Here is an 11,772-nt window from a genome sequence, read left to right on the forward strand (position 1 = left end):
ATTATATCAAAAATTAAAAATAATTAGTAGAAATATAGGAATTTTATGTAAAAATAAAATTATATATTGTAATTATGGAAACTTAGATTTCATATCAAAAAATATGAAATTAAAGATTTAAAACTTACTAAAGAAGTATAAATTCTAAGCAACGGACAAAGCCATTGTCGATATGAAGTGGAACGCCAACTCAGTGGCTTAAGCGAAGCGAATTTTGAGCAACGGACGAAGTCGTTGGAGATATGAGCGAAGCGAATTTTTTATTTGAAAATGATTTTAATATAAGATAAAATAAAATTACGAAAATAAGAAAATTAAGTAAATAGGAAGAATTAACAATAAACTATATACAATTATAATAAAAAATTTATAGTGTAAAATAATAACAATAATGAAAATCTATAGGATAAAAAGCAATATAAATGTATAATTAAATTATGAATTAAAAATATAACTTATTTTAAAATTAGAATAGATAAAATTTAAAATATTGAAAAATGGGATATAAGGAGAAGTTGTCTTGAAGAAAATACTTATAATTATAATATCAACTATCTTAATATGCCTAATAGGATTAGGCACTATAGGATATTTTATAGAAAAAGATAAAGCTAAAATAGAAGAAGAAAATAAACCTACTCAAAAAGTGGAAGATACATCTGAAGAAGATAGTGTAGTTATTGATGGAACTTCATTGGATATAAATAGCATAGAAGGGTATACTCCTGGGGAAAAAGTTGTAGATAGTAATAAAGAGCAAGAAGCAGAAGATGATTCTACTAATAATGAAGAAAATGATGATATAAATAATAATTCAGATAAAATCAATGGAACATCTAATGCAACTACTGTTGGAGGTATAGAACTTCCATTCAAACTACCAAATAAAAATATGGAGATTTTAAGTATAGGTGAATACAGTGGGAAATTCATAGAAGATGGTAGTGACGAGAAAAAAGAAAACATATTAGCATTAGTAGTAAAAAATACTTCTGACGAAGTTATTGATTACGGAGAAATAAGTTTAAAAATAAAAGGAAAATCTAATAAGATTAAATTTAAAATAACTAATTTAAAGCCACAAACTGCAACTGTTGTCATGGAATCTACTGGTCAAGTACAATTTAATCCAGATGATAAATACACTTACTCAAGTTCAAAAAATGATATGGTAAGTAGCATGTCACTTATGGAGGATAAAGTAAAAGTATCTACAAAAGATAAGGAAATTACTATAGAAAATATAAGTGATGAAGATTTAAAAACAGTTTATATTTATTATAAAACTGTATCTAAAGGAAATTCTTATATAGGTGGTATAACTTATAGAGTTAAGTTTGAAAATGTGGGACCAGGAAAGTCTATAAGTGCTGAGACACTTCATTTTTCTAATAAAAAGAGTGAAATTTTAAAAATTGAATCCGTTGAAGAATAATATGGCAGGGAGAAATCTCTGCCTTATATGTTTATAAAATAAATTTTTATTTATTATTCCTTTATTTTTGTAAAGTAATGTAGAAAAAAAGAGTATCATATTTATTGACTTTAAAGTTGTGCTAAAGTAGAATTTAATTGTTGGTTATTTTTAACTAAAAATATGAAATATCTCTAATATTTACTTCATATAATAAAATGGTGGGAAAATATTAGATTAAGGGGGAATGGACTATGGAAATTAAAAGAGATTTTAATCTACGCAAAATAGCTGGCGAATACATTCTTATGCCCAAAAATACATCAGAAGGATACGAAGGACTAATTAGTCTAAATGAAGTTGAAGCTTTAGTATGGCAAAATCTAGAGGATTGCAAAAATGAAGATGAAATACTATCATTAATTACAAATACTTATATGGTAAAACAAGAAGATGCTAAGAAAGATTTAGGGGATTTTTTGAAGCAACTACAAGAAGCAGACATAATTTAAGAATAAAATAATAATGAGATATATAAGACAGGAAATAAGTTATTAATAATTTATTTCCTGTCTTTTTTATATTTTAAGGGATTATAAATTATCTGAATTGTGGATAATTTTATAATTCCAACTGATAAATTTGAGCAACGGACGAAGTCGTTGGCGACATGAAGTGGAGCGCCCACTCAGTGGTTAAGCGAAGCGAATTTTTTACATACCTGGTAAAATATTTTCAAAACCTATGAACGTAAGTAATGTTAACGAATATAAAATTATAAATTATAAATACTTATATATGACAAAATCTAAAAATAATTATATACAATATGAAAAAAACTATGAAAAAGTTTAGTATAAATAAACAAAGGAGAAATTAATAAAAACTAAAGGTTAGGAATACTAAACTTAAACAAAATTAATATAAACTTTAAAAAAATAAATGTTTATATAATGTTGGAAAATACATATTTTAATCTATATTATAAAAATAATTAAAAAATATTAAAAAAGTGTTGATTTTTGTGTATAAAATAAATATAATTAAAAAGTAAGTTTAACAAAACTAAATTAAAAGAATAGAAATAGTAAGTTTTGTGGATATTTTAAATTTATATGTGGGTATAAATAAAATTTAATATACGGAGGTTTAATATTGAAAGGCATAAATGTAAATCTTCAATTTGAATCTATATCACAACAAGAACAGACTCCATTGTTACAATCTCTAATAGAATATTCTAATAGAGATATAGCTTGTTTTGATGTTCCTGGGCATGTAAGAAATCAAGGAGTGGAAATTTTAAACTATTTTTTTGGTGAAAGTGTCATGAGGATTGATATAAATTCATCACCATATATGGATAATGTATCAAATCCATGTGGAGTTATTAAGGAAGCACAAGAACTATTAGCTAAAGCTTATAAAGCTGATAGGGCTTTTTTTATTACAAATGGAACTACACAAGGCATACATGCAATGATGCTTAGTGTTATAAACGAAGGTGATAAAGTTCTTTTACCGAGAAATGTACATAAGTCAGCCATAAATGCACTTATATTTTCTGGAGGAGTTCCTGTATATATTCAGCCAGAATATGATGATGATTTAGGTATCAGTTTGAACTTAAGTGTGGAGTGCGTAAGAAAATCTTTAGAGGAAAATGAAGATGTAAAAGTATTATTCTTACTAAATCCAACTTACTATGGGGCATGTACAGATTTAAAAGAAATAGTTAAAATCTGTCATGAAAGAAATGTATTAGTTCTTGTAGATGAGGCCCATGGAGCTCATTTTCCTTTTTATGATAAATTACCACCATCAGCCATGGAATGTGGAGCAGATATGTCGGCAGTTAGTATTCATAAAACTGGAGGAGCCTTAACTCAAGCTTCTGCACTTTTATTAAATAGTAAAAATATAGAAGGAGATAAGTTACTACAAACTATAAATATGCTACAATCCACATCGGCTTCTTACTTACTTATGGCAAGTATTGATGGAGCAAGGTCAAATTTAGTAACAAAGGGAGAGGTAAAGCTTAGTAAGGCTTTAAATTTAGCTAGATATGCTAAGGCAAAGATAAATAAAATTCCTGGTATGAGAGTTGTATCAGATGAGCTTTTACACAAAACAGGAGTTTATTTTGTAGATGAAACAAAGTTATGTATAAATGTGAAAGGACTTGGTATAAGTGGTTATAAGGTTTATGAATTATTATACAAGGACTTTTCGGTTCAAGTAGAACTTGGTGATATGTATAATATACTGGCTTTAGTTTCTATAGGTACAACAAAAGAAGATATAGATAAACTAATAAAATCTTTAAGTGTAATATCAAAGTCAGAAGCTTTAGGTCATGAAAATAAGGATTTAAACCTTAGCAAAGATTTAAGCAACAATATGAGTATAAGGCAAATTACACCTATAGTTGCGATTAGCCCAAGAAATGCTTTTTATTCAAAAAAAGAAGAAGTGACTTTAGATAAGTCCATAGGAAGAATTTGCGCAGAATGTATAATGGCTTATCCACCAGGTATTCCTATAATTTCACCAGGAGAAGTTATAACGAAAGAAATTTTGGATTATATAAAATTACTAAAACAAAACAATGCTTATATGACTGATATGAAAGATAAAGATTTAAAAAATATTTTAGTGGTAAAAAAGTAAATGAAATGATTGAGTTAATCAAAAAATAAAGGCGAATAATTAAATAGTCTTATTAGAAATATAAAACTAAATATGGAAAGAAGGTAAAATTATGAGTATGAATCTTGAAACATTAGGAAGACACATATTAGTAGAATACTATAACTGTGATGAGAAAGTGCTTAAAGATCCAGATCTTATTGAAAAGTTTATGAATGAATCAGCATTAAATGCAAAAGCAACTATAGTAGATTCAGTTTTTCATCATTTCAATCCATGGGGAGTTTCGGGAGCTGTAATAATAGCTGAATCTCATTTAACAATACATACATGGCCAGAATATGGGTATGCATCAGCAGATTTTTTCACTTGTGGTGATATTGACCCTTGGAAAAGTTTTGAGTTGTTAGAAGAACTTTTAAAAGCTGAAAGAAGTGAATCAACAGAAATACCAAGAGGTTTAACAGCAAAAATACAAAAATTTGCAAAAAAAGATTTAGGCAATATTACTCACAAGCCAGAAGCTATATAAATAATAAATACCTAAATTAAAAATAAAATAAAAAATAAATAAAATAAAAATTAATTTGAACCATAATTATATCATAAATAAGTGAAATATTCAAATTTAACAAATTTAAATGCAATACAGGATTTATTAATTGTTATAAGAAAACTTATTTATGATTAAATAAAGAATATAAAAATATAAATGAAATAAAAATTTGAATGAAGTAAAAAATAAAAATAAAATAGAAATTAATTTGGAGGGATACTATGGAACTATGGTATACAGAAGAATGGACTGAAAATACACGTTTTTCAATAAAAGCAGAAAAACAACTATTTAGTGCTCAGTCATCTTTTCAAAGAGTAGATGTATTTGAAAGTAAAGAGTTTGGAAGATTCCTTACTTTAGACGGACTTATGATGGTAAATGATAAGGATGAATTTATTTACCATGACATGATAGTTCACCCAGCTATGGCAACTAATATGAATATAAAAAATGTATTAGTTATAGGTGGTGGAGATGGAGGTACAGTAAGAGAGCTTACACGATATCCTCAAATTGAAAAAATAGATATGGTTGAAATAGATAAAATGGTAGTAGATGTATCTAGAGAATATATAGATGTTTGTTCATGTAAATTAGATGATGCAAGGGTAAACTTATACTTTGAAGATGGAGTTGCTTTTGTAAAAAATGCTAAAGATAAATCTTATGATTTAATATTAGTTGATTCTACTGACCCAATAGGACCAGGAGAAGGTCTATTCACAGTAGATTTTTATAATGATTGTTATAGAATTTTAAGTGATGAGGGTATTTTAGTTAATCAAAACGAAAGTCCTTATTTTGAAAGCTATGCAAGAGAAATGAAAAGATCTAATTCAAAAATAAAAGATATATTTCCTATATCAAAAGTATATCAATTCCATATGCCAACATATCCATCAGGACATTGGTTATTTGGATTTTCATCAAAAAAATTAGATCCTATAAAAGATCATAACAAAGAAACTTGGGAAAATTTAAATTTAAACACTAAATACTACAACAGTGAAGTTCATAAAGGAGCATTTGCTCTACCTGAGTATGTAAAGGATATGTTAGATGCAAAATAGGTTTTCAAATATAAATACTTTTATGGGAATGGAAACACCCTATGATGAATCAGATGTAGTAGTATTTGGTGTAGGATTTGATGGTACAACTTCAAACAGACCGGGAACTAGATTTGCAAGTAGTTCCATGAGATTAGAGTTTTATGGTCTTGAGACATATAGTCCTAAGTTAAACTTAGATTTAGAAAATAAAAAAATATGTGACATAGGTGATTTAGAACTTAGTATAGGAAATACAGATGTTGTATTAGGTGAAATTTATGAAGGTACAAAATCCATAGTAAATGATGATAAGATACCTTTTATGATAGGAGGAGAGCATTTAGTAACTCTTCCTGCTTTTAAAGCGGTATATGAAAAACATAGTGATGTTTATGTTCTTCATTTTGATGCACATACAGATTTAAGAGAAGAATACAACAACAACAAAAATTCCCATGCTACAGTTATAAAAAGAATATGGGATTTAGTTGGAGATAATAGAATTTATCAATTTGGTATAAGATCAGGAACTAAAGAAGAGTTTGATTTTGCTTTGAAAGAAAAACATACTTATATGGAAGTTTCTACAATAGATACTTTTGAAGAAGTTGTAAAATCTTTAGAAAACAAAAAGATATACTTAACAATAGATTTAGATGTGTTAGATCCATCAATTTTCCCTGGAACTGGAACTCCAGAGCCAGGAGGAGTTACATATAAAGAATTTGAAAGCATATTTAAAATTTTAAAGAACTCAAATATAAAATTAGTTGGATGTGATATTGTAGAGCTTAGTCCTGACTATGACGATACAAAGGTTTCAACAATAACAGCGTGTAAAATTTTAAGAGAGTTAGCTTTAGTTGTAGCTCATAATTTTAATAAATAAATTAAAAACTAATGTTGATTTCAAAGTACTTTTATAAATAAAAAATAAAGGGTAGGTAAAATTTAAAAGTTAATTATAAGGAGATTAAAAAATGGCAAGACATTTATTTACATCAGAATCAGTAACTGAAGGCCATCCAGATAAAATATGTGACCAAATATCAGATTCAGTATTAGATGCATTATTAGCACAAGATAGTGAAGCAAGGGTAGCTTGTGAAACTACTGTGACTACAGGACTTGTACTTGTAGCTGGGGAAATATCGACAAAAGCTAATGTTGATATACAAAAAGTAGTTAGAGAAACAGTTAGAGAAATAGGGTATGATAGAGCAAAATACGGATTTGATTGTGATACTTGTGCAGTTATAACTACAATTGATGAACAATCTTCAGATATAGCTATAGGTGTAGATGAAGCATTAGAAAATAAAAATGGTGAATTAACAGAAGATGAAATAGAAGTAATCGGTGCTGGGGACCAAGGTATAATGTTTGGTTTTGCATGTGATGAAACTGAAGAATTAATGCCTCTTCCAATATCATTAGCTCATAAACTAGCTAGAAGGTTAACAGAAGTTAGAAAAAGTAGTTTACTAAATTACTTAAGACCAGATGGAAAAACTCAAGTAACAGTAGAATATGAAGGAAATACTCCAGTAAGAGTTCATACAGTTTTAATATCTACTCAACATGGAGAAGAAGTTACTAACGAACAAATAAGACAAGAGTTAATACAAGATGTAATAAAAGCAGTAATACCAGCCAACTTATTAGATGAAGAAACTATGATATACATAAATCCAACTGGAAGATTTGTCATAGGTGGACCACAAGGAGATACAGGTCTTACAGGTAGGAAAATAATCATAGATACTTATGGAGGATACTCAAGACATGGTGGTGGAGCATTCTCGGGAAAAGATCCAACTAAAGTTGATAGATCAGCTGCTTATGCTGCAAGATATGTAGCTAAAAATATAGTTGCTGCTGGACTTGCTAGTAAATGTGAGATAGAGTTAGCTTATGCAATAGGTGTTGCTAGACCTTTATCAATATTTATAGATACTTTTGGTACTGGAAAAGTCTCAGAAGAAAAATTAGTTGAATTAGTAAATAAACATTTCGACTTAAGACCAGGTGCTATAATAAGAGATTTAGGACTAAGAAATCCTATTTACAAACAAACTGCAGCTTACGGACATTTTGGTAGAACTGATGTTGACTTACCATGGGAAAGAACAGATAAATCGGAAATATTAAAAGCCGAAGTTTTAGACTTAGTTATGGCTTAATGTATTGGAAACACTCTATGATAGAATTATTTTGTCTATTGTAGAGTGTACTATTTTTATTATCCATTAATATATATATACCAATTTAATATAAATATTACAAATTTTATGATTTTTTATGTAATACTATATTAATTATGAATATATATGTCGGAAGATGGCTAACATGTATACATTTCAAATCTGTTGACTTTTGCTTAAGATTAATATATCATTTATAAAATACAGATAAAATATGGATAAAATTTTATCAAAGTTATATTTAAGGATGGAATTTTTTGGGGGTAAAAATATGAAAATAAAAAAAGAATTTATGCTAAGAAATATTTGTGGTGAACATGCTTTAGTTCCTGTTGGAGAAACAGCTGCATCTTTTAAAGGAATAATAAAAGTAAATGATATAGGAAGTTTTATATGGAATAATTTAGAGGATTCTAAGGATGAAGGTGAAATCGTTTCCAAAATTGTCGAAAATTATGGATTAGATGACCTTGAAGCGAAGAAAGATGTTAGAGATTTTATAGAGTACTTAAAGAATGTTGATATAATATAAACAGATTAAATTATAGAGATAGTGGCAAAATGGAGTTGCTACTATTTTTTTGCTTATTTTTGTAATAGATAAGATATAGAATATGATGTATATTGATAATAATTTAATAAATAACATAAATTTGCATATAAATTAAGGTCTGAATTTTTTTATTTTAGACTATAATATTAGGTATGTATTCTAATTATTAACTTTATTACATAAATGTCACCATGGTTTTATTGATAAATAAGTCGAATTATGGTATTTTAAAGTATGTAAAGATTTTTTTTAAAGAAGAAAGAGGGGAACCTATGGATAAATACATTAGTAATAAAATAAAAAATATATCTCTTATAATGACTTTCTTCGTTGTTATACTTCATTCAAACAACTTAGAGAATGCATCAGTATTTAATGTAAATACATTAGTACAAAACTTTATAGGTCAAGGAATAGTTAGAATAGCAGTGCCTATGTTCTTTTTAATATCAGGTTACCTATTCTTTTATAAATTTAAACCATCACAAGAAGCTTTTTTAGATAAATACAAAAAAAGATTTAGAAGTTTATTTATACCTTATTTCATATGGTGTACAGGATGGTTAGTTATATTATACTTAGTAGAGCTTACTGCTTTTGGTAGAGCGATGTTCTCAGATCGAATAATTGCTGATTACAACTTTAGTGAGTTATTTAGAAATACTTACATTTATCCACTACCATATCAATTTTGGTACATAAGAGCATTAATGATAAACGTAGTGATATCACCGATAATTTACTATGTAATAGTAAAATTAAAGGACAAAGCATTACCAGTAATATTAGTATTTTGGTTCTTTGATGTGATTTACTATCCAATATTAATGTTTGCAGTGGGATCATGTTTCGCAATAGGAAACTTTGATTTATATTTCAAAGAATACAAAAACAAAGGATATTTATTTGGAATAGGGTATCTATTAGCCATAATAGTTAAAACAGTATTTATGTACATGCCACAAATTCCAAATTACGATTATGTATTATTATTAATTGAAAATGTAATAATTTTATGTGGTGTACCATTTGCATGGTTTGTATATGATGTAATTGGTGAGAAATTTAAAAATAAATTTGATTTAGGAAAAGAAATGAAATTAGCCAAATACGGAATATTTATTTATTTCTTCCACATACCATTACAATCAATCATCAAAAAACTTTGGTTTAAAGTTATGCCAATAAGTGAGATGAGTAGTTTATTAATATTCTTTGTGGCGCCGATAATAACAATAACAATATGTTCGTTACTTGCCATATTTATGAGAAAATATATGAGAAAATTCTACGCTATATTAACAGGTGGTAGATAGTTTTAAAGCCTACATTAATCATTATGATTGATGTAGGCTTTTTTAGAGAAGTTAATTTAAAGCAACGGACGAAGTCGTTGGCGTTATGATCGAAGCGAATTTTAAGCAACGGGCAAAGCCGTTGGCGTTATGAGCGAAGCGAATTTTTTTTAAAATTTAAGTTTTAATTAAGGTTTTTGGGAAAAGTAAGATTAATCAAACATTAAAAATCTTAAGGAGGTGAATTGTTGAAGAAAATTTAGATTCTTCAACAAGAAATTATGAAATTTAATAAAAGAAAAGTAACATCAATATTAATAGCAACATCTATTACAATTACAGGATTTTGCTTAAATAGTATGAATTCATATGCTGACGAAATTACTACATCTACATATGAAAATAATACTGATAATTCAAAAACAAATAGATGCCCTTGCCCAGGAAGAAGAGGATCAAACTTTTTAAGAGAAAGTATGGACGAATTACAAGAACATGGTGAATTGACTGATGAAGATATAAAAAATATTGATGAATACATGGATAAGGAAAGAGCAAAGAAAAATGCTGAGATAAAAGAAGAAATTTATAAATATGAATGTGAAAAAATTGATGCAATGGTGTCACAAAAAGTAATTACTAAGGCAAAAGGCGATAAATTAAAATCAGCAGTTAAAGAAAATTTAGATGAATTTGAAGCAGAAATGAATTCTAGAGGAAAAGAAAATAGAAAAAATAATAAATCTAAGTAAAATTTTAAAAGACCTGGCAATGAATTTCATCACCAGGTCTTTTTATATTAAGCGAAGCGAAATTTAAAGCAACGGACGAAGTCGTTGGCGCTATGAAGCGAAGCGAAATTTTATTTCAATTTTATTATATTCTTTGATAATTCGTTTATGCTATCAGTCAAACTTTGAAGTTTTCCTTCTATTCTAATTAAAAGATACATAGAAATAGCAATGGGAAATCCTAAGTTTGCAATGATAGATTGGAAATTATCCATTATTATCACCTCGATATTATACAACTAAATCATAGTCAGTAGTTGTACTGTTAACGATTTTAGCAGAAACTAAAGATTCTAAATCATATCCCTTTGGTTGAAATATATTTTTTTCAAGTATTAGTTCCATTGTAGTTATTATATCTTGTTCTTCCAAATCATCTCTTGGATCATCTATAGATATAGAAAAACTATTTCCAAGTATATTTTTAAAAGTCATTATAAGTTTTTTTTCTTCCATGGTTTAACCCCCTATAAATTAAATTATTCAGATAAAGATGTATTATCAACTCTGTTTGTTGCACTTAAGCTATGTTTTTGAAGTCCAGATATAGATTTTACAACTGCCATAATATCTTCATTTGTAGCACTTGACTTTATTCCTGATAAAGTTTTTGTTTTGTAAACATTATTCCCTTCTAAGTCTGGACCATGATCAAACTTAATTTTTATTGATGAAGCATTAGGATTTGATATTACTGCCATTTTTAATTCCTCCTTTAAATTTATTAGTGAGCTCACTTTCTAATTAAATAATAAGGTGGAAAAATGGATTAAAGTTAAAATATATGTCTATAATATTTATTTATAGATAATTTACTCTTATTTAATATAAAGCTAAAATTTCTTTAGCTTTTTTCTTTAAATCCTCTATAGCACATTCTGGTTCAAGTACTATCAAATCTTTACCATAGCCAAAGGCAAATTCAATACCTTGGAAATAAGCATCAAAACTTATATCTATATAAATTTCATCATTTTTTATTTTATAATTATCTATAGCAATAAATTTTCTTTCTTTAATATGATTAAAAATAGAATGGGAGATTTTGAATTTAAATTTATATTTTTGTATTTTACTTTTAAAATCCTTAGTAGAAGACAACCAATAATTTTCCAAATTAAAATCATTAGGTCTTAAGAAAGTTTCATCACATAAAGAAACACTCTCAATAGAACTAACTTTATATGTTTTTATAATCTCATTATTTATCCCAATAAGATACCAAACACCTCTCTTACACACAATTCCAAGC

Annotated in this window: 14 protein-coding genes; 10 read left to right on the forward strand and 4 right to left on the reverse strand. The window is 27.3% G+C overall.

Annotation, left to right across the window (positions count from 1 at the left end):
• Positions 1-520 precede the first annotated feature (520 nt).
• The 10 genes from J7G74_RS04510 to J7G74_RS04555 all read left to right on the forward strand — a co-directional run bounded on the left by J7G74_RS04510 (position 521) and on the right by J7G74_RS04555 (position 10,481).
• A complete protein-coding gene (locus tag J7G74_RS04510) occupies positions 521-1,435 on the forward strand; it encodes a hypothetical protein (protein WP_297132400.1) in 915 nt (304 codons plus the stop codon).
• A 233-nt stretch (positions 1,436-1,668) separates the two neighbouring features.
• Positions 1,669-1,926: a PqqD family protein gene (locus tag J7G74_RS04515; protein ID WP_297132402.1), complete on the forward strand. Its 258-nt coding sequence runs from the start codon at positions 1,669-1,671 to the stop codon at positions 1,924-1,926.
• Positions 1,927-2,569: 643 nt separating this feature from the next.
• Positions 2,570-4,087 carry an aminotransferase class I/II-fold pyridoxal phosphate-dependent enzyme gene (locus tag J7G74_RS04520; protein ID WP_297132404.1) on the forward strand — a complete coding sequence of 506 codons (1,518 nt, stop codon included), beginning with the start codon at positions 2,570-2,572 and terminating at the stop codon, positions 4,085-4,087.
• A gap of 97 nt (positions 4,088-4,184) precedes the next feature.
• Entirely contained in the window at positions 4,185-4,598 is a 414-nt protein-coding gene (gene speD / locus J7G74_RS04525) for an adenosylmethionine decarboxylase (RefSeq protein WP_297132430.1), read from the forward strand.
• Positions 4,599-4,843: 245 nt separating this feature from the next.
• A complete protein-coding gene (speE, locus tag J7G74_RS04530) occupies positions 4,844-5,695 on the forward strand; it encodes a polyamine aminopropyltransferase (protein WP_297132407.1) in 852 nt (283 codons plus the stop codon).
• Complete coding sequence (speB, locus tag J7G74_RS04535) at positions 5,685-6,566, forward strand: agmatinase (RefSeq protein WP_297132409.1); 882 nt, start codon at positions 5,685-5,687, stop codon at positions 6,564-6,566. The genes speE and speB overlap by 11 nt, the downstream gene beginning before the upstream one ends.
• 91 nt (positions 6,567-6,657) lie before the next feature.
• Positions 6,658-7,860 carry a methionine adenosyltransferase gene (gene metK / locus J7G74_RS04540; RefSeq protein ID WP_297132411.1) on the forward strand — a complete coding sequence of 401 codons (1,203 nt, stop codon included), beginning with the start codon at positions 6,658-6,660 and terminating at the stop codon, positions 7,858-7,860.
• A 292-nt stretch (positions 7,861-8,152) separates the two neighbouring features.
• Complete coding sequence (locus tag J7G74_RS04545) at positions 8,153-8,413, forward strand: PqqD family protein (RefSeq protein WP_297132413.1); 261 nt, start codon at positions 8,153-8,155, stop codon at positions 8,411-8,413.
• A 293-nt stretch (positions 8,414-8,706) separates the two neighbouring features.
• Positions 8,707-9,750 (forward strand): acyltransferase family protein, encoded by a 1,044-nt coding sequence (locus J7G74_RS04550; protein WP_297132415.1) that lies wholly within the window; start codon positions 8,707-8,709, stop codon positions 9,748-9,750.
• Positions 9,751-10,010: 260 nt separating this feature from the next.
• Positions 10,011-10,481, forward strand: coding sequence for a hypothetical protein (locus J7G74_RS04555; protein WP_297132417.1), 471 nt, complete (start codon positions 10,011-10,013; stop codon positions 10,479-10,481).
• A 110-nt stretch (positions 10,482-10,591) separates the two neighbouring features.
• On the opposite strand, the gene J7G74_RS04560 is transcribed toward J7G74_RS04555, so the two are convergent.
• The 4 genes from J7G74_RS04560 to J7G74_RS04575 all read right to left on the reverse strand — a co-directional run.
• Positions 10,592-10,735 carry a YvrJ family protein gene (locus J7G74_RS04560; RefSeq protein WP_297132419.1) on the reverse strand — a complete coding sequence of 48 codons (144 nt, stop codon included), beginning with the start codon at positions 10,733-10,735 and terminating at the stop codon, positions 10,592-10,594.
• 16 nt (positions 10,736-10,751) lie between these two features.
• The gene (locus tag J7G74_RS04565) at positions 10,752-10,976 is read right to left on the reverse strand and encodes a DUF2922 domain-containing protein (RefSeq protein ID WP_297132421.1); all 225 of its coding nucleotides are present in this window, start codon (positions 10,974-10,976) and stop codon (positions 10,752-10,754) included.
• 23 nt (positions 10,977-10,999) lie between these two features.
• Positions 11,000-11,221, reverse strand: a complete 222-nt coding sequence (locus J7G74_RS04570) for a DUF1659 domain-containing protein (RefSeq protein WP_297132424.1) — start codon at positions 11,219-11,221, stop codon at positions 11,000-11,002.
• 121 nt (positions 11,222-11,342) lie between these two features.
• Positions 11,343-11,772 (reverse strand): helix-turn-helix transcriptional regulator (locus J7G74_RS04575; protein WP_297132426.1); only part of this gene is annotated, 430 nt, incomplete at its 5' end.

The organism is Terrisporobacter sp., from assembly GCF_017888745.1.
Classification (GTDB): Bacteria; Bacillota; Clostridia; order Peptostreptococcales; family Peptostreptococcaceae; genus Terrisporobacter.

Excerpts from the sequence above, each read along its gene's own strand:
- speD (WP_297132430.1), top strand. The coding sequence starts at position 4,185 with ATGAATCTTGAAACATTAGGAAGACACATATTAGTAGAATACTATAAC.
- J7G74_RS04550 (WP_297132415.1), top strand. The coding sequence starts at position 8,707 with ATGGATAAATACATTAGTAATAAAATAAAAAATATATCTCTTATAATG.
- J7G74_RS04515 (WP_297132402.1), top strand. The coding sequence starts at position 1,669 with ATGGAAATTAAAAGAGATTTTAATCTACGCAAAATAGCTGGCGAATAC.
- J7G74_RS04555 (WP_297132417.1), top strand. The coding sequence starts at position 10,011 with ATGAAATTTAATAAAAGAAAAGTAACATCAATATTAATAGCAACATCT.
- J7G74_RS04570 (WP_297132424.1), bottom strand. The coding sequence starts at position 11,221 with ATGGCAGTAATATCAAATCCTAATGCTTCATCAATAAAAATTAAGTTT.
- J7G74_RS04545 (WP_297132413.1), top strand. The coding sequence starts at position 8,153 with ATGAAAATAAAAAAAGAATTTATGCTAAGAAATATTTGTGGTGAACAT.
- J7G74_RS04565 (WP_297132421.1), bottom strand. The coding sequence starts at position 10,976 with ATGGAAGAAAAAAAACTTATAATGACTTTTAAAAATATACTTGGAAAT.
- speE (WP_297132407.1), top strand. The coding sequence starts at position 4,844 with ATGGAACTATGGTATACAGAAGAATGGACTGAAAATACACGTTTTTCA.
- J7G74_RS04560 (WP_297132419.1), bottom strand. The coding sequence starts at position 10,735 with ATGGATAATTTCCAATCTATCATTGCAAACTTAGGATTTCCCATTGCT.
- metK (WP_297132411.1), top strand. The coding sequence starts at position 6,658 with ATGGCAAGACATTTATTTACATCAGAATCAGTAACTGAAGGCCATCCA.
- speB (WP_297132409.1), top strand. The coding sequence starts at position 5,685 with ATGCAAAATAGGTTTTCAAATATAAATACTTTTATGGGAATGGAAACA.